This window comes from Fusibacter sp. (assembly GCF_057447755.1).
In genome coordinates this window covers 94,956-119,363 of the sequence record NZ_JBVBZF010000001.1, presented here as the reverse complement: position 1 = coordinate 119,363, position 24,408 = coordinate 94,956, and the positions used below count along the sequence as shown (strand labels likewise).

Here is a 24,408-nt window from a genome sequence, read left to right as displayed (position 1 = left end):
AATAAAAAAAGGCTTGGATGAAAACATCCAAGCCTTAATCACCCCTTGATTAAAAATGAGTGATATTGCTACTTACTTTTTGGTGGTAGTAGTTGTAGCAGTAGTGGTGGTTGCAGTAGTTGCAGTGTCACGCCAAATCATCAATTCACCAGTTTCTTTGTCCTTTTTGCAATGGACCTTACCAGTAATACCTGAATCATCGAAACGTTTTGCTTGACGAAGAACATGTTGAGATACACCATGTTGATTTGCAAAGTCAGCTAACTTTACTTTGTCGGTAGGAACGTTCTTGAACGCAGTAATAACTTTATCACCTTTACGACCACGAGGTTTTGCAACCTTCGCAGGTTTCGTAGCTGATGCTGGTTTTTCAGATTTTGGATTTACAATTGTTTCTTGATCACTCATTTCATTTCACCTCTTGTGTATAAATACTATATTCTATATTACTATAAACGTTAAGCAAAGTCAACCCTTACTTACTCATTCTCTTCATCTTCATGTTCAGGAAGCCATTCTTCCATTTCATGTTTGGTTGTAGGAACTACATTAACGAGTCCTTTCTTACCTTCTTCCAATGCAGAAGCAATTACATCAAACAAACCTTCGGTTGCAATTTCCACTGGTTCTCCATTTGTGTAATTCTCTACTTGGTAGGCAAAGATTTTCATGTGGTTTGCACGTTCCTCGTCTTCTGCTCCCCATTCATCATTTAAGGCAGCATCAATGATGACTTTACGTACTTCTATAGGTAAATTAGCTCCATATCGTAATACGATTGCTCCAAGTACCTGAAGTGCAATTCCATCACCATCCTGATTTACACAGTGTAAAGCATGGTGGTAACATGGCCAAAAATTTTGGTTCAAAGCAGTACGTATTGTTTCTGGATCTTCATCATAAAAATCTGAATAACCACAATGATCAATCAAAAAATCACATTCGTAATCCATTGGAGTGTCTCCACCCATTACTGTTTTACTCCACCATCCCATTTTTCTCTCCTAATAATAACCTAATAATATTATACAACCTTTGCGTGAAAGGTCAACACTAAAAAGGATCAATATCTGTAAAAATATTATCCACGCCTCTCATGACTTTACGAACATCTTCTTCTACTTCTCTTATATCACGTTCAAGATCACGTTCAATCTGTTTTGCTCGTATCTGTAAAGCTCGAGCATTATTGTTGAATGTTTTTACTTGTTGGTTATGTTTAATTCGGCGACGAATTGCATTTAAAGCATCTTTATGTTCTTCACAGTATCGGAGATACATTGCTTCATTACGGGCTCGAGTTCCAGGTGGATGGTAGGGTTCAGAATCAAAGAACGAAGCAAGACCTCGTCCAATAGACGAGAATCCTTCAGATATGGCGCTCACGAACGTCGAAACCCAACTCTTTTCTGACTTGGTTTTTCCATCGTCTTTTTTGACGAATTCGAGACGCCCGTTGACCTCTTTTATCTCGATGTTGTCCTGCTCCTGATTGTTGAGCATGTTTAGCAACCCAATTGTTGATTTTGACTTTCACAATAATCTCCTAACTTGGAGATTATTTATTAACCTTTAAAGGAATCCCAAGCTTTTATTCGTTCAGATTCAACACTATACACTAATTCGGGGAATAGAGCAGTAAATTCTGCTTGATTCATCTCAATTTTTTCAATTAGATGTTCCACCAACCGAATCAAATAGTGTTTATTTTCAAGAAGCAGTACTTTAGCTCTTTCACGTTCATCAGTCAACAATTGTTCAACTGCTTTTGATGCTTCGTCCGAAGGATTCAAACCATCTGGTGTTTCCCGTCCTGAGGGTTGAAATTCAACACCAGGAAGTAAATCAAATGCATAACAACGAACATAATGAGATGCAAGTCTGGTCGCTTTATCAATATCTGATGATGCACCTGTCGAAATAAAATCGGCTCCGAACACAATTTCCTCAGCCATTCTTCCACCATACAAAGTAGTAAGTTTATTTCGAAAATCTTCTTTACTCACAATCTGACCTTCTTCTTCAGGAAGCATATATCCACCTGCAAATGAAGCAGTATTGATTTTAACTTCTTGAGGTGCTGTATGAGTTAATACAGCATGTAAAATTGCATGACCTGCTTCATGAACTGCAACAGTCAAAAGAAAGTCTTCAGATGCTTTTTTCTTCTCTGCATGTACATCAAGTACCACTGGAAATTCCATTTCTTCTAAACCAGATGCTGATTTACCAATCAATACTGATTTGTCAGTATCAATAGTTAGATCAATCTGATTAACATTTTTCTTAATAGCCCAAGCAGCCATTTGAACCAACCCAGTTCCTAGTATGGAATGAATTGACGAAAATACAGGACGTGTGCCTTGTGTTGGATATACACCGTTTTTGTAAATGACTTCTTCTGTATGAGAATCCCACTTAAACTCCAATCCAGATACTTCTGCCATAATATCTACATAAGATGTAACAGCATTGTGGATAATTTGTTGATAGGCTTCTTTGCTTATAGAAGGATAGATGATATGGGTGTTACCCAATCGTGCAATTTGCTCTGGTTTGAAACGTTGTTTTAATGCTGCCTTAACATTCATGACACTAATTTTTTTAGTCCGTTCATGAAAGACATTTGCATCTGTATCACAATCATTAATATTGGATGCAGCCCGAAAAACTTCATCTAAGTTACCCGATACGAAAATTAAACACTTCGTATAATCAATTTGATTACCAACTGAATTTTCAAGAGCAACTTCAATATTTTCTGCTAATTCTTCTGGTGACCATTCCATGATTTCTTTTAAAGAATTTGGAAGGTTTAATCTTTTCTTGATACTTTTTGCTTCGTAAGGATAAATTTTAAATTTTCGTTTTTTCTGATTTTTATCGTCAGAATCACTTTCTCTTGAAGTACGATAATCATCGTCATAAGCAGACATTGCAATCATCATTTCAATTTCTTGATAAACAGAAGAATTGGCTGCAAAGTGACCATCACTTAATAACATCCAAACATCAGCAAAACGTTCAACTTTAACATCTGAACCATCTTGAGCAATAGTACGATATCTTTGATATTCATCAAGAAGAATAATTCCTGGTTCACCTTGTTGAATACCTGAATCTAATAGAACCCCTGAAATAGAACCTACACTATAATAAGAGGATGAACTTGAAACACCATCCATTTGTATTTCAACAAATTTATCTTTAAAGTTTAGTAATTCAACTAAACGACGAACCAATGCTGTTTTACCAACACCTGTTAGTCCCCAAAGATTTACAATAACAGGTCGTGTTATTAATTGTGGAAATGTGTACCAAGCTGTTACTGATGCAATTACACGATCAATAATTGAGTCTAATCCATAGAACTCACCTTTTAGTGTACTTGCAGCAAATAATAAATCCTGTTCACGTTGTTTAACGTAATCCAAGTCAAAACTCATTTAATAGTGCTCCTGAAACCCTTTAATACTTCATTAAATTGAAAAAACTGATTGTAAAAATTCTCCTCTAATTTTGCCAATCTTGCAAGCGGGTTTTTTATTCGATCAAGTCTCATATCTTGACCATTAATACGAGCCATCATCTGATTAATTTCATCTTCAGATCGTCCTGATTGTTCAGCAACTTGACGTAACATCGCTAAACGTTGCTTGTTAAACTCTTCTGGATCTTTTTCGTACAATTCTTTCCAATAATCAAAATTAAATTCACCCATTGTTCTTCCTCCAAATAAGAAATTTTTGTATAATCATTCCCATACTAATTGAAAATAATACCAAACCAATTCCTTTAAATGTTTGCCCAGCAGGATATAATGCAATGAGTAAGAAAATAATCATTACCATATTCGCAATTGCTACAATTTTATCTTCCATTTATTTTTCCCAATCAAAAGTTACCCAACCAAACGTCTTGGAAATTTTTACCGCCCAAACGTCAGGCTCGTAAATTATTCTATCTCCAAGATCTTTAAAGTAAATGACTGCTGAGGACACGGCATAATCTCGTGCAACATAAGCATCATGTACTTCTCTTAATGTTCTACCTGAATCACAAATATCATCCACTAATAAAATTGATTTTCCATCCAAATCAGGAAGAACGTTTTGGTGATTCTTATTATCACCATGTCCATCTTTCGATGAATATTGAACTGCAACCATTGGAATATTTAACATATGTGAAAGAATTACAGCAGGCATTAAACCTCCTCTAGTTAATCCAACAATAGTTTCAATCTTTCCAATTTGATTTGTGTTGTAATGAATGAAATCTGAAATATGTCTACAAGATTCATTCAAATCTTCATACGTTGGGTTTGCGTAACTTGCGAACCCTCTGTCCATGTGTGTTACAATTGACATTCTGTCTCCTTTTTCGTTTTTCTAATTCGTCTAGAATGATGACTGGTAAAACCATCAAACCAATTATAACTGGGAAAAACCAATCGTCACCAATTGGTGTTTGAATTAAACGGTGAATAGTAGTAAGTACCATTGCTATAAAAAGAATATACCAGCCCATATTACTTCCTCAAGAGTGGTCGAGATGGTAAAGCAACTTGTGGATGTTTACCAGTGATAAAGTGTTGTTCAACAGCAACTGTATCTTCTTTTAAAATACCATACATCTTAGCTGTATGTGATGCAAATACATCAGGAGCTGATTCATACACTTCAGAAATTTGTTCCAATAATTCTTTTGTTTTATAAAAATCAGGATGAGTTATTAAGTGGAAACCAGAATCTGATCTTTCAACAATTAAATACTCATCAGCAGTAATTCCTACTTCAACAGTTTCAACCTCATCACATCCATTTGCACAAACAGCTTTTGCAACCATTTCTGCTTCAGATTTGGCATGTTCTTTTGATTCAGCAATTATTACGAATCGTTGAGTTCGAGTAACCTTCTGGTTAAGAAGGAAATTTACATCTACAGCGTATAACATACGTACCTCCAATTAAGCATATTTTACCCTATTGAAGTATCAATGTCAACTACAAAACACTGCGAAAGATTCGTTGCATTCTTTTTGCAGCTTCAAGTGTAAGTTGAGTGTCCTCTAATGCATTATGTGCATCACGAGTTCCTAATCCTAGCTCATCAAACAATTGATCAGAATTATATGCTCCTAACAATGTAACTCCTAAGCTGTACGTATCAATATGACGATTTCCAAACTGTAACTCAATTCCAAACTTTTCAAATAACCGAAAAAGGAAATAACGATCAAAAGTTGCAACATTGTGACCTAACATATGAATACAATTGTCAGGACCAAAATGATTCATTAAGAAAGTCCCAATTTCTGAAACAGCTTCTTCTTCTGTTAATCCATTTACTTCTAAATGTGCTTTGGATAGACCATGAATTTTTTCAGCACCATCGTTCCATGTGCTTTCACCATTCCACTTAATTTCTACATACAACTGATCAATTGGTTGTAACGTTGCAACATCTGCAACAATAAAACCAGCTGAGACCATTTGATAAGTCTCACCAGTTTCTGGATTGTGTGTTGGATCTAATTGTCCAATAGCAACTCCTGATGTTTCACAGTCAAAAGCTAAAACGTTTGTAAAATATCCTCTTGGTTTTTGTTCTTCTGTCATTTTATTGCTCCGAATAATGTGTACCTGCATCATGATTCCATCCACCAGCATACATACCAGCTGAATCAGATTTAACAAATACAATTTGACCAACTCTCGTACCTACACCAATATATGATGGATCATTGCGTACATTATGAATAGCAAAACCAATATGTCCTTTAAAGCCACTATCATACAAACCTGATGTGATAAACATACCATTTCTGTTTAGTGTAGATCGTGCAACCATCGGTAAACATGCGACTCCTTCTGGAAGTTCAACATAGAAATCACTCATTCCATCGACTGATGAATGACCAGGAATACAAAAGAAATGATCTTTATATTGAGTGTCATATTCAGATTCATATTCACGACCATCTAACATAACTTTGACACCTTTCTTCAATACTTCACCAGTATGTGGATTAGATACTTCACCAAGATCACTAATGATAGCCGAACCATGATGTGGAATTTCAAACATTCGATCTAAAGTGAAGTCAATAGCGTTGGGTTGGACAAAATGAGAATTTTCGGTAAGTCCTGTGATCCATCCTTCTTGGATGGCGATTTTGGGATTGATAAACATTATAAACTCCTCTTATTATAAGGAGGAGTTTATATTAATCTATATCAGATGTCAAGTCTGAACTCCAGATTACGAATTGATTTTTTCCTGCATTCTTTGCATTGTACATTGCAATATCTGCTCTTCGTAGAATTTCTTCGTCAGACTGTTTATCACTTAATGCAAGACCTACACTACCTGTCACATTTAAAATGTGATCATCAATGTAATAAGGTTCCATTAAGTGTTGGATTAATTTTTCACTTGGAGAATCAGTATCACTTACTACTACAACAAACTCATCACCACCATAACGTGCTACAAAATCTGTATCACGTTTAAAAAATGCTGACAATCTTGCCGATAGTTGTTGTAACAACTTATCACCAACCTGATGACCTAAAGTATTATTAATATTACCAAAATCATCTAAGTCAATAACATACAATCCAAACTTAGCACCATATCGTTGTTCGTGAGCAACCATTCGTTTTAAGTGTTCATCAAACGATAAACGATTGTATAAACCAGTTAATGGATCATGAAATGCTAAATGGCGAATTCGGTCTTCTTGCTGTTTTCTGTCAGTAATATCTCTAGTGATTGCTAACGTTGCAACTGCATTATTGTCTGAATCAAGAAGTGGAACCACTCTTGTAGACATGTACAATCTTCGACCATCAATGTGAATTATTTCATATTCATTCGTACTTGTTGTACGGTGAAATAATGCATTATTGAAGGTATTGCGTAGTTGAGTATGATGGTCTGGAATTGCAAATTGTGCAAAATCAGTTCCAATAAATTGTTCTTTATCCTGAACACCAAACATATCAAGTCCTGTTTGATTTATATCAAACAAAATTCCATCTTCTCCAACAATACTTACACATTCAGGAGTTGCTTCAAAAATAGCACGAAGATAATTCTCTTGTTCCTTTAATGCATTTTCAGCATTTTTCCGTTCTGTTATATCCATTACAACAGCAATCAAAAATTCACCACTTTTTTGAAGACGTACTTCAACTGGATAAGTTGTTCCATCTTTTCGTTCGTGATGTGCTTGAAATACACACAATGTTTTTCGTCCATTATCTAATCCTACTAAGGATAGACGAAAACCTTCTTCAGTGTAATCAGGCATTAAATCAACTGGTGTTTTTGATTGGAGTTCTTCCAATGTATAACCAAGATTTGATAATGCACCTTTGTTTGCTTGTTGGAACAGCAATGTTTCACCATCTAAGATATAAATTTCATCAAATGATTGATCAAGAATGTGACCAAATTGTTCCAATTGCGTTTGTGTTGTATGACGTTCAGTAACATTACGAATAACAGCAATTGTTAAAGTTTCTGTGTCAGTTTTAAATGGAGATAAATTAATTTCTAAGAATAATTCATCTCCATTTTTGTCCTCAGCAGAAAATTCAGAACCATAGTTATTTGCACGCATTAAACGTGTTTGTGGTTTTTTCTGATACATCTTTCGATGTTCACTGTGGAGTTTTTTAAAACGTTCTGGAAGCAACATTTCAACTTTTGCTCCAACCATTTCAGCTTTTGTATACTTGAAGATCGTTGTAGAAGCTTGATTGACAAAACGGATTGTTCCTGTTTCATCAGCTACAATGATTCCTTCATGCGATACATGAAATGCTTGTTGCCAAATCTGTTGCTCCAAATCACTCATTTATTGAAAAGCTCCAATGTTAAATCAATATTATATTGTATATCATCTAATGTGTTGGGGTCAGAAGTCAACGGATATTGAAAATCAACATGTTTTTTGATCTTTCTAACTGATTGATAACTATCAGCATTTCTTGTATATCTATGATTACAAATTCCTGCCCAAACAGGAGCAGAAGAATCACATGAATCTAATACACCCATATTAATTAGTGTTGGAATTTCCAAGGCAGGTCCTGAATTCAAACCAAGATAATGATGATACTTGTCAAAATTAAACAATCCTCTATCCAAAAGAATTTGTGTCATTACAACTCTCGCATAAGCGATATGTACGTGTGGAATTGCATTTGGCATACCAAGAATTGACATTCCCATGATATCAATTAAATCGTTTTGAGCTCCCCAAACATAAGCATTAATATAATCCTCCAAATCCTGAGTTTCAGATTGGGGAACAAACATAGTTTTAAATCCAGCATCTTTAACAAATGTTGCTAACCGTTCGGCTGCTTGAATTGTTTTACTCGATTGTTGAAAAGGATAATCTGGTAACACAATTGCATCAGCTTTACATTTGTGACCTAACTCAATCAACTTATCAGGATCATAACTCTCACCTAATTCAAATGCACCATTGTCCATAATCTTAAACTCGTTTCTTCCTGCATAGAAATTAGCATATTTGTCATCTGTTTCAACAAGATGTGCTAATATTAAATGCATTGAAGATTGTGAAGCAAATTGTTCACAGTAATGTGTTGGTGTGATAATACAGAATTGTGGATTTTTCATTCGGGCTCCTGAATTTGTTTATATTGTGATTCATCATGTATTGTGACTATAGCTCCATTTTCTCCATCTTCACTAACTTCACACTTACATAATTCAAAATGATGAATAAGTTCCATTGCAATCATTTCACATGACATTGCTCCAAATACACATAATGACTTGTGATCTCGATAGTAGTTTTGCTGGAAAAAATTTTTAATTTCATGTTGTAGCATTATAAATTCAGTATCACGATCATCGTGAGCTACAATTTTGTGTGCTTTGATGTGAAAAATATGACGATGAGGTTTACGTAGATATCCAACCTCATCGAAAGGGCATCCAGGCCAACTATGTGTTCCTTCAATTTGTAGTGTACAATAAACCTCTGTTTTTATTTGCATTATTTCCCCTGACAATAAAATTTTGCCATCACCATTCCATACCCAATTACATATTCGGGCTGTTCATGATGAAGCTTCATTATAACTGGTTTTGTGTCTCCAACTCTTAATAGATATTCCATCCCAGCTTTATACATCAATGATGTCATTAATATCCGTTTATTATAGTCGCTTTTCTTATCATATCCAAAGCACTTTTCATATAAATGAAACGAAGCATACCATCTACGGTATATTCGTGCACTAACTGATTCAACTATATGAGCATCTTTCTCTGTTAACTGCTTGTGAGTAAGAGCTTTGTTCAAAATTTGTCCATAATCGAAAGCAGAAATCTGTACTGGTTCTACTTTTTGGACAGTTTTTAGAGATGTGTGAGTCGTTGAACAACCCACACAAAACATAATCAATAATATACTAATTAGATGTTTCATACTTTTTCTTCATGTTGTGGTAATAAGTTGTAGCACCAGCTTTAGACATATCTAAAGTTTCCATGAAAAGCTGAACAATTTCAGCTTTGGTCTTATTCAAATTATTACAGTAAATGTTAAATGCTGCCTCCTGCTTTGCACCTTTTTTCCGTTTTGGAACACCTCTTGCATCCAATTTAGGAGTTGCTTCAGATTCAGCAAAAACCCAAGTGTTATTAGAGATGTATTTGGTTGCACGCATTTGTGCATACTCAAGAATATTTTTTAAGGAAGTTGGTTTTTGTTCCAAATGAAATCGAATGATTTCTTGAACCAAATACAGATAAGTGTATTTGACATGATTGAAATCCAATTTGGAATCAAGATCAAATCCAACCATTGTTTTAATCATATCCCGATATTCTGTTTCTGATTTATCAATATAAGATTTGATATGTTGGATCGCAGACAAATATGAATGTGTAGGAATATGTTGGTCATTTAAGACATCAATTGCATGTTGGAGCATTAGGAATCCTCACTTTTATGAAATAATGCGTTATTATCTCACAAAGGTTCTTAATTGTCAACAGAAAATGATTCTCCACACCCACACGTATTGGAGGCGTTTGGATTGTTGAAAATCAGATGTTTACTAAAACCATCATCATGTAAATCAATTTCTACTCCATTAACAAATTGGATGCTAATTGGATCAGTTGCTAATTCAAACCCATAATCACGATTAATAATTAGATTATCATTTCTATTACCGTCATCCAGCATGGACAAAAGATATCCAAACCCACCACATCCCTTATTGGTGACAGAAACGATAAACCCATAGATGTTATTGTGAGCATAAATTGCTGTTAAGTGTTTATGTGCAATGTCTGTTAATGTAATTTCGAATGTATTCATAAGAAGGAATTATATAAGGGATTTTTCCTGTTGACAAGCGAAACCCCTCAAAAACTCCGAATCTGATTCAGACACTTTTAAGCACTAATCCGAAGATTAGGCTGCAAGTGCATAAACTGCATCGTTTGCGTTTACTTTAGTTTTTGTTTTTACATCTTCAACTGATGCATTGTCCAATTCTCTTTTATTTCCCCGTCGAATCCAGTACATCCCCATAGAGAATGGGTTTGGTGGAGATGGAGGGAGTCGAACCCTCGTCCGCAAAAATTACTCAATCATCTTCATACAATGATAAAACTATTTATCCTATATTCACTTCAAAATATCAACATTAATATATTGCTGTTGGTGGTGTAAAATCACTTGCCCAAATACAATTTCCTTTAATATAACGAATTTCATCCATGTACCAATTACCATATCCACCGTAAGTGGAAGAATAACCAAATCGTATCAGAGCGTTTGCATTTGGAAAATAATTTCCTGATGTTGAAATTTCTTCACTTCCATCAAAGAATAAGCGTGTTTTACTTCCATCATACGTTACTGCAATATGGTGCCATGCACCAGTAGTCATAGTCGTTGTACCAGTAACTGCACCTGATCCGAAGTGGCCAAGTTCAAGTTTAAGACTACCATTAAGATATACCCCATAATGTCCACTAGCGCTTTCACTAACAAAAACTCGTTCATTAGCCCCTACGGTTTTCCAATTGATCCAGAAATCAAAGGTATACAATCCAGCACCAAGATTGAAATCAGCTGATGTTGCTGTATGAAACTCTTGTGAGCTTGCTTTGATAATTTCTATGGATGTTGCACCGAATTCACTTGTTGTTGTACTGTGGGCTGCTCCATTAACTGCTGTAATCGTGTGAGAAGCAGCACTATCAATAATTGACGTATCACCATTTGTTGTGTCAGAATGGATTAACAATTGGTAATTACCAGATAAATCAGGATCTGTGTATGATACTGTTGGAGGTGTAAAATTACTTGTCCAAACGGCTGTACCGTTAACAACACGGAATTCATCAATATAACCATTAAAATCATTTAATCCATTACCCCATGTACCAATATACATGCCCGATGAAGAATACAATCCTGTTGCGCTTGAGACTGACATATCTAAGGTTCCATTTAAGAATACACGATATGTAGAACCATCCCAAGTAAGAGCTAAGTGATACCACGTACCTGTAGACCATGTTGTATTTGTACCTGCTGTCGCATTAGCAACATTCCATGTACTACCATTCGAACTTAGCCACATTCCTAATTTGCTGGTGCCCCCATAGCTATAGATAATACCAAATCGAAAATCAGAATTACCCGCAAAAATTGCTTGATTATTAGCAGTAGAGTTCAAATTAAACCAACAATCAATTGTGAATGGGTTAGCATTAAAATTAAAAGCTGAACTAATTGGCATTGATAAGTAATCGTCAGTACCATCAAATAAAATTGATGAACTACCAAATTTGCTTGCTGCTGTACTATGTTGTGCATTACCATTAGCAATAACAGCATTAGCTCCTAGTGAACTATCTACGAATCCACTTGCACCATTTACTGTGTCAGAATGAATTAATAATGTATACAATTCAGTTGGACTAGGATCGGTATAAGCAGAAGTTGGTGGGGTAAAATTTGTTGTCCACACTGCTGTTCCTTTAACAAAGCGAATTTCATCAAGATAACCATCTAATGGCTCATCATAATCGTCAGAATCACCAATTGTTAGCACACCTGCCGAAGCAAATGTTGCTGAAGCGGCAGCAGTATGTTGTAATGTGCCATCAATAAAGAAGCGAATATTAGTTCCATCGTATGTTATAGCAAAATGTTGCCAAGTTGAGGTACTAAAAGATGCACCACTTTCAATATAACCTGCACCTCCAGCATTAAAATCTTGCATTCCAAATACACCAGTACTATTTGTAAAAAAGATTTCCCAACCACTGCCAGATGCACCTACACGAGTACTAAGAAATTTCGCATATTTTGTAGAGTGTATTGAATTAGGATAAATCCATCCATCAATAGTCCAAGCACTACCTAAATCCCAATCTGCGTGGTCAGGTGCAGAAACATACGTACCGTTTACACCATTGAAAGACATTGCAGATGAACCAAACTTCGATTGTGCTGTACTATGTTGTGCACTACCGTTTGCTGTTAGTACATGATTGCTGAATGACGAATCTGTATAGGTTGTACTACCGTTGGTGGTGTTAGAATGAATTAATAGAGTGGTTTGACTACTAACATCAATACCCGCATTATAGTGGGCTTGAATTCGAGTCGCAGATAATGCTGTATTATAAATTGCAACCTCATCTAGGGTACCAACATAATCACCACTTGCGCTACCTGGACCATAGTATGGATGATAACCTATAATACCATATGCAGATCCAAGAGTAAGTGTTGGAGTGTCAGAAGCAACTTGTACTCCGTTGATATAACCACGGCGAGTTGTACCATCATAGGTGTATACAACATGAACGGTTGTATTATTATAAGTGTAAGCATAGCCTAAGTCGTTACTATACCCACCAAAAGTGATATTATTATTTTTAAAATCAATAAAAGCTGCAGCACTACCAGTATTAGTTCCCATAAAAACTGAAAAACCTTCCCCTGAGGCTTTATTGGGTGCATTAGCCCAAAGTTCGATGGTCCATGATGTTTGACCAGTTACTAACCCAGTAGGAAAACCAATATAATCTGTTCCAGCTGTTAATGAAATAGCTTTGCTTACATTATCACTAGCTAAAAGTGATGGTTCATTAAGAGTAACACTATTGTAATATGTACCATCATTGCTATTTCCAGAACTATCTGTTACGGTTGTACCCGAAGTTTCATCAAAACGGTAGTATAATAATGGACTATCAGCTAACACCTCATCCGAATATGCACTGGTAGAACTGCTACTACTTGCAACCACATAATATGGGGCACAAATAATTAATGGTGGCATGAAAAATCTCCTTGATATCTTATCCTTATATTTATTATTCACGCACAAAAAAAGGTGATCAAAGATCACCTTTTTAACACACTGTATTGCGTAAGATTTTTAGATTTTCTTACGTGACAAATGGTCAAGGTTTGAGTAGGTTACATACACATCCCCAACAATACCACCACCTTGCAAGCAACGACGTGTAATTGTGCTACGTTTTGAATCAGAACCATGTCCACTTAAAGCACGACTTGTCTTGCGCAAAGAACTGTAGATTGTAGCTTTACCAGTTACGGTATTAACTGTAAGGATTTTTTGGGCTGTCATTTTTCACTTCTCCAATAATTGTATTTAAAACTGAATTTAGGATTACTATACGAGAAATCTGCAAATTGTCAACGGTTATAATTCAACATTGTGAAATACACGTTTTGCAATACCATTATAGACGCCACCGAACATATCAACCATACGATTTGCAAGTTTGCGAATTGGGTCGTTTAATAGTGTCCAAAATGTGGAGAAGGGCCACCAAATAATCCAACGGGTCATACGAGCTTTGTTATCTTTTACAGAGGGTATAATTGTATCGGCTCTATAAGAGATAAAACCTCTATCATACAAGTATTCTTTCAATTGCTCTCTTTGATCTTCGGATAGATCATTCACATCAGTAATGATTTGTGGAATTTTAACATTTTCAAAATCTTCAGGATGATTATCAACTTCACGTTGAACACGTTTTGCATTGTCATTATGCCGGTTCAACCATTTATCACGATGTTCAATGAACCCTTCATACTTATTCTGAACAAAGAAATACCATTTTCCAAATGACCAGCCTAACCCGATTGCAGCATATAACCCAACCATTTCAAATAATGATATAAAGGTCATACCATCAAAAAATCCTTTCTCTGGAAAATATTCGACACACCCAATAAACATTGCGATCAAAATTGCTGCTGACCAATCACGCTCGTTTTCTGTTAATGCAATTATTACACAAAAAAGTGTGAGCGTTACAACCCAAAAACCAAGACTTCCAATTAAGAAAAGTCCAGCTAAAAATTCAAACATTACGTTCTCCTAAAGTTTTGAAATAAATTCATAGTTTGTATAATCATGAATAGTTAATAACGTTGAACCATTACGAGCAACCCAAAAATTGTGTTTATGTTGCTGACAATATTCCAACATAGCTAATCTATCATAACCAACAACAATACCAAGTTCAACGTTGCAGTGAAGAATCAGATCGGGTTGTTTTGTTAACCAACCATAAGGTTCAACATAGAATGTATGGGGTGCCCACACTTTAATATTTGCTTTAACATCAAAGGTGAATGTTTCGTTGGGTCGAATAATAATTTCACCATCAATCCCTCTTATTTGTTTTTCACGATTATCGGGGTAGTGGATGACTTGATATTTTTGCTGACGAAGATAATCAACAACAAATTGTTCACCTTTGTCACCGATAGCACCCGTTAGACCAAACGCTTCTTCACTATTTGTTGTCCAATCAGCTGTTAATCTTTTACTCATTTGAATCTTTTTCAACATCTCTATTATACCATGTTACTGCAATTGCATTCCATGGATGAAGTGATTCTTCATGTGATGTTGAAATACTAAAGTCATAGATAATGTCTTCATTAACCCAATCTTCTAATCCAGCATAAACCAATCGAACAGCATCTTCACTAAACAATAAATTTGAACCATTCAATTCAGCAAATGCTTGTTCATCTCTACGTTTAACGACAACCTGTACTTCTGTAGGAATCATTTTACGATGTAATTCAACTAGATCTTCAATCCAAACAACATTATCAGGATCAAATTGAATAGTTGTTGTCATTACAGATCGTTGAGAGTGTGCGTTTGCTGCAGCCTGACGACGTTCAGTTGCATTGTGTGCTAATTCAAAACTACATGGACATGTTGAACTATAAACATATTCAGTTGTGAGATAAAATTTGAATGGTTGATCAGAATTTCTAAAATAGCGACCTTCAAGTGTCACATTATAAGCAATATGACCTTCCATCTTACGAAGACTTAACTTTGAACCATCTTCTAATTGCTGATAATTACCTTTATCTAAATCTTCAGCACTCAGTTCTTCGCGAGTTCGAAGAGCTTTCTGTGTCCAAGGATATTTAAAACGTAGTTTACAGTATGCACTATTACTACCCTGTTTAAAAGCCATTTCTTCTAATGCACCTTTAATACCATCTAGTGTTAGATGATCTTTAATTGTGTTGTGCATTAAGATATACAGACGACTTAAATTTAAACCCTTTGCATTTGGATCATCTAATGAACAGTACAGAGATGCTTGAGCTTGTAATACTTGTTCACCACCATCTCGTCTTTTAACAACGATTGGCAAATCTACAGGTGCAATACCTACTTTCTTTAACGGAACTTTTTTACCAGGAATTACTGGTTTGACTTGAGGATCAGGTAATTCTGCATCCAAAGGATAAAAATCTTTGTCATAGTAAAAGACTAAATCATCCATTTTTTCAGAATAATCTGTATAGTTATAATCACCGGTTGGTGATTGGTGTTCACAATCTTTACTGCAACCACTCATTATTTTTTCTCCTTATAATTATTTGTGCTAACATTTTACCGACCAACGACAATTACCTCAACATATCCTTGAGCATTACCAAAGTCCATTGTTATAGAACTACCTGAATACCGAATGTTCTGTGGTTGAATTCGATTATTATTTGAGGTATCAAAAACAACACAATCAAGAACCTGGTTAAAATTTGAATAAATTGTAACTGGTTGGTATAGACTAACATACTGTTGGTGTATCTCATATTCTAGTACACACATTTGTTGATTTTGACTACCATTTTCGAGCTGTGTAATACGTTGTTCTAATCTAGCAATTTCAATTTCTGAATCAATAATGCGTCTATATATTGAAGCAATTTTTGCTTGAATTGCAGCAAATAAAGTCATCATATTACTTGAACCTTACATTTAACATTAATGAAGTCACCTTCTAAATCTTCATAACCAACATTTACTTGTATAATACTATTCTTAATCATTTCGGTTGTGTTGTTGTGAGAATCACAAACAACTTCATAGGAATGGATAAGATTATAATATACTAGTTTGTCTAAAGCTTCCCCTACATGCTTGCTAATCTTTGCACGCATATGACTATCATTTGTACCAGTAAAATAGTATTCAATTATCTGACGGACTACCAATTTAACATCTTCTTTGGATGCTTTCACTTCTATCTCCTTAATAATGCACGAGATTGATTTATAATCATTAATGCTCGTTCTGATTTATCGGAGACGTTAATCATGTTTAATCGACTAGGATGTGTCATACGTTCTGTATATTCACGCATCACAAGATCAACCATCTTACTATAATGTGGATTTGAGCCACGAACCCCATCGTGTTCAACAGCAAAATGACCACTATTTAAGTAAAACACTAAATCATAAGTTTGTTGAAATTGCATACATCGAATTTGGTAATCATCGATAAAATCCGAATAAGCATTATTATGTCCAAGAACAACTAATCCATAAGTGAATAGATCTGCAAATGTGCGTTCAGTAAATACTATTTGATCTGAAACACGGGCCTGTTGTTCATCTTCATTTTTTCGTTCAACAAGTGCGTGTTGAAATTTTTGTGCTAAATCCATATCAGCATACACTTCAGAAAGTGTTAATCCCCAATCATCTAATACTGATCTTGATGTTTTACGTTGAATAGTTTCATACCCAGCTTTTTCGAGCTGTTGAAGAACTGTAGATTTACCTGAACCTTGACTACCAGAAATTGCAACTAGCATGTTGTCTCCTTTTTATTTTTATAAATTCTGGACGAATATTATAATAGAGAATGCTTATAGTTACAACTTATTTTAGTCCTAATTTTTTAGCATGTTCGGCTAATTCAGGATCTCGAATTACTACTTGATACCCTGGAAATTTAGCACGCAATTTGGGGATATGATGTGACCATATTCGCTCAAGATTTTTCGGTTCAATTTTGCCACAAACTGTTAAAGTCTTATTGAAATAATCTCTCATAAAGTTATCTGTATAATGAGCTTTGATTCCATCATGCCAACACTGACAGAGACCAACATCAAAATATTCTTCAACATATTCAATAGCTGGGCGATCGATTGTAATGAGCTGAAATTTATTCCATTCGTGTTTCTTTAACACTTTACGATAACGGAAGTTTGCTATATTTGTTGGGGGAACTTTTAATTCTGCACCTCTTACAAGAATATCCCATACTTCCCAAATTTCATTGTCGTAATAATGACCTCTTGTCATCAAATCACATTCAGCAATATTGGGAGATAATTCTTTTAAAATACTTGCATGGAGATGTCTTTTTGAACTTAAGTAAGGGTTGGTACAAACTTCACGGTTTACGAAAATATCAACATCCCGTGGTTTATTACCAAAAAATGGATCGCGAATTGCCCCACCAGCAATTACAGCATCAGTATAGCCTGTCTTATGAAGATTTCGCAGAAACTGAATATGGTTGGGGTCGATTTTTATTCTCATCTAATATTAACTCTGTTGATTTATAGCTTCTCTTCTTACCGAAGTATGTTCGTCCTGGCGTTAACCCAATTTGAGCTAAGATTTCCAGTACTTCTTCGGCTATATCATTTTCTTCTGATTCCACACAAACAATTATGCCATCGTCATTAACTTCAACAAATTGTTGAACAAAAACTTCTTCATTATCCATAATTCGTTTTGCTTCATCGTATACAGGTCGTAGATAAAAATACCCGTACTGATCAGTTGTTATTTCTTTACGATCGAAGGCAAGGTTATAAACTTGATCCTTATAGAAATTACGCAAAGTAATTAATCGTACATCAACGAAGTCATCTCCATCAACAGCAGCTTGAAAAATAGCGTTAGGCCAATCATAACGAATTCGTGTTCCTCTTCGTTGTAATTCCCCTCGTTGATAGATTAATGGTTTCATTTTTTGTTCATACTATTTAAAGCAACAAGCATTTTCATAGCTTCTTGATTATTTTTCTGCAATTTTCTACGGAAATATTTTTCTTTCGTTTTAGTCTTTGCAGTTTTCATTTGAGACTGAAGCATTGTTGAACGACCCATTAACTCTTTTAATTCTAAGGTTACTGCAGCTTTCATCATTTCATCTTTCGATGGAACTTCACGATTTGTTTCTTCTTCGGCTTCAATTTCTTTGTCATTCATAGGAAGGTCTCTTCATCTTTTGCACGAGATTTAATATAATGTTCTAGATACATAATACCATGATCAATCGTTGGGACTAGATCTGATTTATGCATATCTATTAACATCATACGTCTACTTTGTAGTGCAGACAATTGTTCATATAGTTCTGTTAATGTTAGATTTTCCCATTCATACGAACGTACATCAGGAACATCTTTTCCGGTAATGGGAGTTACTGAACCATTTACATCAATGCCCATAGCATTCTCCTTTTGGTTCTATTTAGAGAGTTTTTATTCAGGTAGCCCAGTGATTTTAAGTATTTGAGCTGAACCAGCAGTCCAAATTTCATAATGTTGAGATTGATCTTCAGATTCCATCTCCCCTTCTGGAATATCTGTACCTGCTAAAATTTTACGACGGATTGTAAGTTCATCTTTGATACCTGTGTCCATTTTATACATCCACATTTCATCGTAGGAACCATCTTCATTTTGTCGTTTGTAAATAAGATGGGCACCTGGAATAGCACGGATCATACCTTGACGGTTTGGATCTTCTTCATCCATCCCATCCATATCTTCGTCATCCGAATATTCATTTTCCATATCTTCGTCATCAGAATATTCATCGTCGCCCATTTCATCTTCATCACTCATGTCATCTTCATCAGAATATTCATCTTCCATGTCATCTTCATCATCGGAATATTCGTCATCATCTTCCATGTCATCTTCGTCAGAGTATTCATCGTCATAATCATCAGAATATTCATCATCATATTCATCATCACAACCATCATCCTCATCTTCTAAATCGTCTTCATCACCATAATCATCATAATCGGAATAATCATCGTCCATATCCATTCCGTCATCATCATACTCAGAATCATCATATTCATCGTCGTATTCGTCGTCATCCATGGACATATCATCGTCATTTTCATAATCTTCTTCATCCTCTGGAGTTACCATGTTTGGAAATTTCTTACCAAAAACATTAGGTAATTTTCCTTCTTCGACCGTCTTCTTATGGTCTTCAAGGTCAAATTTTTTGTAAAAATCTAGAAAACTAGCCATGATATATCCTCTTACTGTCTCATATTGGTGAGAAATTTCGAATTATTTTAATATATTTATGCAACCTTAGTTGTTTGCTCGAGTAAATAAACGTAATAAGAACTTGGAGTTAACATGGCAACACGCAAAAGAGCAAAAAATGTTCCCCTAATTATTGAGCCCCATCCTGAAGATTATGAAGGATATCCTTTTATTACCCTTCTTCAATATCGGACTGAACATTTCTTAACAATTGTCGATAATGTAGATAATAAGCATGTACGTGCTTATGTTCTCGACTATTGTGCACCTACACAGGTAAATGAAGAGCTTGTAATCTATATTGCAAATGAATGGTACACAAAAGAAGAAATGCGTTATCCATTATCCTTTGAGTTTTCCAAGCGTGGTCTCGCAAATCAGGTTGCACCCATATATCGCAAGTTTACTTTGGACTTTATTTCGAGAGTTATAGGGTCTATGAACAAGTTTGCAATGAATGAAGTAAAAAGTACAAAACGTCGACGTCGTAAAGAAATTCCTGCAGGAGTTGATGTTCAAAACAAAGTAGTAAAACTACGTTAAAGAACTCCACCCTTAATTAAATGTAATTGTAGTACAATAACTAAAGCATAAGCCACTGCATGTGGCTTTTTGTAATAATGACCATTTGCCTTTTGGTATAACACTTTTCTAGTTGCAACTGGATCCTTCAAATATTTGTCTACAAGAAAACGTTTTGATGGTCGAATAATCGCAATACAATCAGCTAATTCTTCAACATTAGTAGGTTTTATTTGTTGTAATAATTCATAATGTTCGTGTAGTTGAAATAGTTTTGTTACAATACTTGGTATCTCAAGCATCTTCCAATCAGGCTCTTTTTGTAATAAAGATCTAATTTCTGCTTTACTTTCAAAGATATCTAATATTGATAGATGTAAAAAATCAATTTTAAAATAGCCTAATTCTTCTGCTTCTTTATAAGGAATTGCTGATAATTCTGTGACACGATCTTTAGGAATATTTTGAAAATATGTACCAACTGTATGTTTCTTTAATTCACCTTTTTCTACCATTGAAGCACGAGTAATGTGTTCAAAAATCTCTAGAGGGTCGAAAGTTGTTGGTACGTCTATATCAATATCCATAACTGGATATTATAGAGCTTGTAGTGCAGCAAGAGCAACATTGAATGCTGATTCAATACTTGCAAGATCCGTTGCAGCATCAATATTTACTTTACCTTTACGACGTTCAGTTTCAATTGCAGCCATAGAGGTTAGCCAATTTGTTCGTGCTGCCAGTATCGCATCCGTAGCTTGTTGTGCAGTTAAGCTTGTAGCATCAACTTCAGCTTGAATTAATGGATAGTCTGTTAGATCAGCAGGGTAAGCATTAGCAGCATGATCAACTGCTTGATCATATTTTTCTTGATAAACCTCTGCTTGACCAGGAATTGTTGAAATATATTTACTACGAAGTTCACCAGCAAAATTATCGATTTCACTTTTATATTGATTACCTAAAGCAACTATATGAATAGCCATTTCAAGATCATCTTGTGTAGCACTTGGACAGGTAATAGCATTATTGATTGTATCAATTGTATAGTCATTTGGTGTACCACCAGCCAAATTTATAATTTTATCTGCATCATAGATTTTAGGTAAAGTAGTTACTGCCATTTTAATTCCTTAATATGTATATAATCTTGAACGCAATTGTATATTTTGGACATGTCCAATATTAGCACTTGGCGAATCATACGATGAATCACCAATAAAGAGATGACGAGCAATAGATGCGATAGCAACACCACTACCTGGTGCACCACTCGATCCGTCAGATTTTACAGCTGCATCTTGTATATAACGCCATGCATTTGCGTTCTTTAATATTAAATTAGCTGTACCATTTACTGGATTTCCAGCAAGAATCATTGTACCATAATAATCAATGTCTAATGTATGATAGCTATAATCTGTATTAGTTGATCCATAGTAGATTGTTGGTACTCTATGTTCCCATTCATCGTATGTAGCAATTGTGCCATCACGAGGAGGTTGTTCTAAAATTTCTAGACCTGCAGATGTTGTAACTCCTCGACTAACAACCATTGTACTTCCATCTCCTGATAGAGCAATATTAAATCCAAACCAATCATTTGTAGATGGTGAGTAATTATAAGCATGAATTGTTTGACTAAGAGTCCAAGTAGTACCAGTATAGCGATAATATTCAACTTCACCAGCTTGTACTAATCCTGCCCATGTTGATCCTACAGCAGTATGTCCAACATAATCAACTGCAATACCCATTCCATGATATTGATTTGCTGCACCAACTGATTGAGTAACATAAGTCCAACCAGATGTAATATCAGCTCTATTGTACCATCGGACGCGACCAACATTTGTTGTATAATATCCATCCCCAACAACTAAAACACGACCATTACCAGATATTCTTACTTTTCTATATGCAATAGCAATACTATATTCCGTACCAAGAGTATCAGTCTCAGGATCGAAGTAAGTAGTGTAAACAGTTGTACCAGCCGAACCTGGACTTACATCACCACATACTATAACATTACCAGTTTCAGACATATCTAATAGATATCGATTAGACATTGTTGCAACAGCTACGACACTTCCTGTCATTGATGTTGGTCCAGATACATGATAGATTTTTACATCTGTAGACATTTGAACAGCAATAATTGTTCCACAAGTAGAAGTTTTAACTACGGAACCAAAACCACTACTTGCAGCTGCTGTGCTATCTTGAAATGTCGAATTAAATGCAGAGCCTATTTGACCATACTGAAATTCATAAGCCATATCAGCTGCATGTGATGCAGTAGCAGCATCTGTGCTATAATCGGTTGGTGTTGCAAGGCTAGTAATCTTATTGCTACCCATATTTAAAACACCCGACATGGTGTCACCAGTTATATTAACATAATCAGCATCATGATTATGATCACCTTCAGATACTGTACCAGCTGTTGTGCCAAGATTTAAGTTAAATCCAGTATTTTTAGAAAAAGCTGGTTCTTTTTCTGCATCCAACTCTTCGAGAGCAGCTTGAACATCAGTTGATGCAATATTTCCTGCAGGAGTAACCGTAATTGCACTTGCTAAATGGACATGACTAGTAGCTGCTTTTTCGGTATCTAATTCTTGAAGAGCAGCTTGAACATTAGTTGCTGCAATATTTCCTGCAGGAGTAAATGCAACTGAAGCAGCCGTCGTTGCTGTTGTTGCTGTTGTACTAACCCAAACAGCTGCTCCTACTGAATCATCTACACAGATAAAACTTTCATTAGATGTAGTATTAACCCAATGTGATCCAATAAAATATCCACCAGTTGAATCGTCTGTTACGACTGGATCAATAGTATCTTGGTGTGGCAACAATGTATCATGTGCTTCAACAATTGCAGCCTGAACATCTGTTGATAATAATGTTGCTGTAGGTGTGAAACCAATATTATTTGCAGTTAGTGATCCAAGCTGTGCATTAAGAAACTGTAAATTAACTGCATCACGAACATTTACGGGATCAGCCAAACCAATTACTGCATGAGTAGTATTCATATCTAAATTACCACTCATTACACTACCAGTCAATGCAACATAATTTGCATCAGCATATTGTAAATTCATTGCATCAAATGGATTAGTAGGATCAGCAAGATTAACAATATTAAAACTATTTGCGTCTAAGTTTCCACTTAATGTGCTTGAAGTAGAAGAAAGGTAATTTGTGTCACCATAATTTTTAGTTACAACATCTTGAGGATCAGTTGGATTTGATACATCTTTAACTTGATTCAATCCCATAATCAAATTACCAGACATTGTGTCACCAGCTTTATCTACTTTTGCACTAGTTACATCATTGATGGATAAACCAGCATTGAATTCATCCCAATCATATAATGCTGCAATATCTGTACCATCTAATAATGGTGCGAATGTATCAAGTGTATCTAAAATTGCGTTCTGGTTTGCTGTTAAGTGAACAGTTGCGTCTGAAGAGTGAGTGTCTAAATTAGCTTGAACAGCAGCTGCCTCAGCTTCGGCTTTCGTATCAGTATATTGTTTATTGGTTCCATCTAAAAGATTAATTGGATCATCCATATTAGTGATACGATGAACACCCATGTTAAGATCACCCGACATTGTATCACCTGTCTTCTTAACATAGTTAGCAGCGATTGAAATCCATTGAACACCATCCCAAACTTTCAATTGGGCTTCATTAAATTCTAACTCATCACCTGGATTTGTATCATACCATAATTGGCCTGACATAATTGGACGATTAGCATCTCCAGCAATTGGTGGAACCGAATCAGCATATATTCTAGTAACATCAAACCAATCAGTACCATCGAAAGCACGTAAGCGAACTTGATTGTCACCATAATCAAACCACACTTCACCAGCCGTTGCAAATACAGGAGGCTCATCACTATAAAAATGTTCCATTAAATGAATCAAATTTTCTTGAATACGTTCACCATAGTTGGGTGAGCCACGTCCATACAAAAGAATCGACGTGCTTGGATGACCAAGCAATGGATTATTACCAGGTGTCAAATCAGGATTTGTTGTTGCTGTTGCATCATTTGGACCAACTGGACCATCCAATTTGTAGTCTTCTACTACAATTGGATCTTTTGCGTTTGCGTCACCTGAAAGAGAATTTGTAAAATGAATAATATAAGCCATACCT

Annotated in this window: 34 protein-coding genes; 1 reads left to right on the top strand and 33 read right to left on the bottom strand. The window is 35.3% G+C overall.

The features are described 5' to 3' along the window. Positions 1-72: 72 nt before the first annotated feature. From AC220I_RS00615 to AC220I_RS00470, 30 genes are all read right to left on the bottom strand, one after another. Positions 73-408, bottom strand: coding sequence for a hypothetical protein (locus AC220I_RS00615; RefSeq protein ID WP_486721902.1), 336 nt, complete (start codon positions 406-408; stop codon positions 73-75). Positions 409-479: 71 nt separating this feature from the next. Next, positions 480-995: a hypothetical protein gene (locus AC220I_RS00610; RefSeq protein WP_486721901.1), complete on the bottom strand. Its 516-nt coding sequence runs from the start codon at positions 993-995 to the stop codon at positions 480-482. 58 nt (positions 996-1,053) lie between these two features. Continuing rightward, positions 1,054-1,386: a hypothetical protein gene (locus AC220I_RS00605; protein ID WP_486721900.1), complete on the bottom strand. Its 333-nt coding sequence runs from the start codon at positions 1,384-1,386 to the stop codon at positions 1,054-1,056. After that, the gene (locus AC220I_RS00600; protein ID WP_486721899.1) at positions 1,370-1,537 is read right to left on the bottom strand and encodes a hypothetical protein; all 168 of its coding nucleotides are present in this window, start codon (positions 1,535-1,537) and stop codon (positions 1,370-1,372) included. Before AC220I_RS00600 ends, AC220I_RS00605 begins: the two co-directional genes overlap by 17 nt. A gap of 28 nt (positions 1,538-1,565) precedes the next feature. Continuing rightward, on the bottom strand, positions 1,566-3,446 hold the full coding sequence (locus AC220I_RS00595; protein ID WP_486721898.1) for an AAA family ATPase: 1,881 nt from the start codon (positions 3,444-3,446) through the stop codon (positions 1,566-1,568). Beyond that, on the bottom strand, positions 3,443-3,721 hold the full coding sequence (locus AC220I_RS00590; RefSeq protein ID WP_486721897.1) for a DUF3135 domain-containing protein: 279 nt from the start codon (positions 3,719-3,721) through the stop codon (positions 3,443-3,445). Before AC220I_RS00590 ends, AC220I_RS00595 begins: the two co-directional genes overlap by 4 nt. Beyond that, positions 3,714-3,881 (bottom strand): hypothetical protein, encoded by a 168-nt coding sequence (locus AC220I_RS00585; protein WP_486721896.1) that lies wholly within the window; start codon positions 3,879-3,881, stop codon positions 3,714-3,716. Before AC220I_RS00585 ends, AC220I_RS00590 begins: the two co-directional genes overlap by 8 nt. Continuing rightward, positions 3,882-4,370, bottom strand: a complete 489-nt coding sequence (locus tag AC220I_RS00580; protein ID WP_486721895.1) for a phosphoribosyltransferase — start codon at positions 4,368-4,370, stop codon at positions 3,882-3,884. It abuts the gene before it with no gap. Positions 4,371-4,531: 161 nt separating this feature from the next. Further along, positions 4,532-4,957, bottom strand: coding sequence for a hypothetical protein (locus tag AC220I_RS00575; RefSeq protein WP_486721894.1), 426 nt, complete (start codon positions 4,955-4,957; stop codon positions 4,532-4,534). A 49-nt stretch (positions 4,958-5,006) separates the two neighbouring features. After that, positions 5,007-5,621: a 3'-5' exonuclease gene (locus AC220I_RS00570; RefSeq protein WP_486721893.1), complete on the bottom strand. Its 615-nt coding sequence runs from the start codon at positions 5,619-5,621 to the stop codon at positions 5,007-5,009. A 1-nt stretch (position 5,622) separates the two neighbouring features. Further along, complete coding sequence (locus AC220I_RS00565) at positions 5,623-6,195, bottom strand: dCTP deaminase domain-containing protein (protein WP_486721892.1); 573 nt, start codon at positions 6,193-6,195, stop codon at positions 5,623-5,625. A gap of 34 nt (positions 6,196-6,229) precedes the next feature. Next, complete coding sequence (locus AC220I_RS00560) at positions 6,230-7,867, bottom strand: sensor domain-containing protein (protein WP_486721891.1); 1,638 nt, start codon at positions 7,865-7,867, stop codon at positions 6,230-6,232. Further along, positions 7,864-8,661, bottom strand: a complete 798-nt coding sequence (locus tag AC220I_RS00555; RefSeq protein ID WP_486721890.1) for a hypothetical protein — start codon at positions 8,659-8,661, stop codon at positions 7,864-7,866. Before AC220I_RS00555 ends, AC220I_RS00560 begins: the two co-directional genes overlap by 4 nt. Next, positions 8,658-9,044, bottom strand: a complete 387-nt coding sequence (locus AC220I_RS00550; RefSeq protein WP_486721889.1) for a hypothetical protein — start codon at positions 9,042-9,044, stop codon at positions 8,658-8,660. The genes AC220I_RS00555 and AC220I_RS00550 overlap by 4 nt, the downstream gene beginning before the upstream one ends. Next, positions 9,044-9,478, bottom strand: coding sequence for a hypothetical protein (locus AC220I_RS00545; RefSeq protein ID WP_486721888.1), 435 nt, complete (start codon positions 9,476-9,478; stop codon positions 9,044-9,046). Before AC220I_RS00545 ends, AC220I_RS00550 begins: the two co-directional genes overlap by 1 nt. Continuing rightward, positions 9,462-9,986 carry a hypothetical protein gene (locus AC220I_RS00540; RefSeq protein WP_486721887.1) on the bottom strand — a complete coding sequence of 175 codons (525 nt, stop codon included), beginning with the start codon at positions 9,984-9,986 and terminating at the stop codon, positions 9,462-9,464. The genes AC220I_RS00545 and AC220I_RS00540 overlap by 17 nt, the downstream gene beginning before the upstream one ends. A gap of 50 nt (positions 9,987-10,036) precedes the next feature. Beyond that, entirely contained in the window at positions 10,037-10,378 is a 342-nt protein-coding gene (locus tag AC220I_RS00535; RefSeq protein ID WP_486721886.1) for a HesB/IscA family protein, read from the bottom strand. Between the two features lie 331 nt (positions 10,379-10,709). Beyond that, the gene (locus tag AC220I_RS00530; protein ID WP_486721885.1) at positions 10,710-13,367 is read right to left on the bottom strand and encodes a LamG domain-containing protein; all 2,658 of its coding nucleotides are present in this window, start codon (positions 13,365-13,367) and stop codon (positions 10,710-10,712) included. Between the two features lie 99 nt (positions 13,368-13,466). Continuing rightward, positions 13,467-13,679, bottom strand: a complete 213-nt coding sequence (locus tag AC220I_RS00525; protein ID WP_486721884.1) for a hypothetical protein — start codon at positions 13,677-13,679, stop codon at positions 13,467-13,469. Between the two features lie 75 nt (positions 13,680-13,754). Continuing rightward, positions 13,755-14,432 carry a hypothetical protein gene (locus AC220I_RS00520; protein ID WP_486721883.1) on the bottom strand — a complete coding sequence of 226 codons (678 nt, stop codon included), beginning with the start codon at positions 14,430-14,432 and terminating at the stop codon, positions 13,755-13,757. Positions 14,433-14,441: 9 nt separating this feature from the next. Continuing rightward, entirely contained in the window at positions 14,442-14,900 is a 459-nt protein-coding gene (locus tag AC220I_RS00515; protein WP_486721882.1) for a hypothetical protein, read from the bottom strand. Next, positions 14,893-15,957, bottom strand: coding sequence for a GTP cyclohydrolase, FolE2/MptA family (locus AC220I_RS00510; protein WP_486721881.1), 1,065 nt, complete (start codon positions 15,955-15,957; stop codon positions 14,893-14,895). The genes AC220I_RS00515 and AC220I_RS00510 overlap by 8 nt, the downstream gene beginning before the upstream one ends. 35 nt (positions 15,958-15,992) lie before the next feature. Further along, positions 15,993-16,343, bottom strand: coding sequence for a hypothetical protein (locus AC220I_RS00505; RefSeq protein ID WP_486721880.1), 351 nt, complete (start codon positions 16,341-16,343; stop codon positions 15,993-15,995). Next, positions 16,340-16,624, bottom strand: a complete 285-nt coding sequence (locus tag AC220I_RS00500) for a hypothetical protein (protein WP_486721879.1) — start codon at positions 16,622-16,624, stop codon at positions 16,340-16,342. Before AC220I_RS00500 ends, AC220I_RS00505 begins: the two co-directional genes overlap by 4 nt. A gap of 2 nt (positions 16,625-16,626) precedes the next feature. Then, on the bottom strand, positions 16,627-17,202 hold the full coding sequence (locus tag AC220I_RS00495) for an AAA family ATPase (RefSeq protein WP_486721878.1): 576 nt from the start codon (positions 17,200-17,202) through the stop codon (positions 16,627-16,629). Positions 17,203-17,269: 67 nt separating this feature from the next. Further along, positions 17,270-17,938, bottom strand: a complete 669-nt coding sequence (locus AC220I_RS00490) for a Gabija anti-defense Gad2 family protein (protein WP_486721877.1) — start codon at positions 17,936-17,938, stop codon at positions 17,270-17,272. Continuing rightward, positions 17,886-18,374, bottom strand: coding sequence for a hypothetical protein (locus AC220I_RS00485; protein WP_486721876.1), 489 nt, complete (start codon positions 18,372-18,374; stop codon positions 17,886-17,888). Before AC220I_RS00485 ends, AC220I_RS00490 begins: the two co-directional genes overlap by 53 nt. Further along, positions 18,371-18,616 carry a hypothetical protein gene (locus AC220I_RS00480; RefSeq protein WP_486721875.1) on the bottom strand — a complete coding sequence of 82 codons (246 nt, stop codon included), beginning with the start codon at positions 18,614-18,616 and terminating at the stop codon, positions 18,371-18,373. The genes AC220I_RS00485 and AC220I_RS00480 overlap by 4 nt, the downstream gene beginning before the upstream one ends. Further along, the gene (locus AC220I_RS00475; protein ID WP_486721874.1) at positions 18,613-18,858 is read right to left on the bottom strand and encodes a hypothetical protein; all 246 of its coding nucleotides are present in this window, start codon (positions 18,856-18,858) and stop codon (positions 18,613-18,615) included. The genes AC220I_RS00480 and AC220I_RS00475 overlap by 4 nt, the downstream gene beginning before the upstream one ends. 33 nt (positions 18,859-18,891) lie before the next feature. Further along, positions 18,892-19,680, bottom strand: a complete 789-nt coding sequence (locus AC220I_RS00470) for a hypothetical protein (RefSeq protein ID WP_486721873.1) — start codon at positions 19,678-19,680, stop codon at positions 18,892-18,894. A gap of 114 nt (positions 19,681-19,794) precedes the next feature. Between AC220I_RS00470 and AC220I_RS00465 the strand changes: the two genes are divergently transcribed. Beyond that, positions 19,795-20,244, top strand: coding sequence for a hypothetical protein (locus AC220I_RS00465; RefSeq protein ID WP_486721872.1), 450 nt, complete (start codon positions 19,795-19,797; stop codon positions 20,242-20,244). On the opposite strand, the gene AC220I_RS00460 is transcribed toward AC220I_RS00465, so the two are convergent. From AC220I_RS00460 to AC220I_RS00450, 3 genes are read right to left on the bottom strand one after another with little or no spacing between them, the layout of a single operon-like run. Beyond that, positions 20,241-20,810 carry a hypothetical protein gene (locus AC220I_RS00460; RefSeq protein WP_486721871.1) on the bottom strand — a complete coding sequence of 190 codons (570 nt, stop codon included), beginning with the start codon at positions 20,808-20,810 and terminating at the stop codon, positions 20,241-20,243. The genes AC220I_RS00465 and AC220I_RS00460 overlap by 4 nt on opposite strands. A 9-nt stretch (positions 20,811-20,819) precedes the next feature. After that, positions 20,820-21,347 carry a hypothetical protein gene (locus AC220I_RS00455; RefSeq protein ID WP_486721870.1) on the bottom strand — a complete coding sequence of 176 codons (528 nt, stop codon included), beginning with the start codon at positions 21,345-21,347 and terminating at the stop codon, positions 20,820-20,822. Between the two features lie 9 nt (positions 21,348-21,356). Beyond that, on the bottom strand, positions 21,357-24,404 hold the full coding sequence (locus AC220I_RS00450; RefSeq protein ID WP_486721869.1) for a hypothetical protein: 3,048 nt from the start codon (positions 24,402-24,404) through the stop codon (positions 21,357-21,359). Positions 24,405-24,408 lie beyond the last annotated feature (4 nt).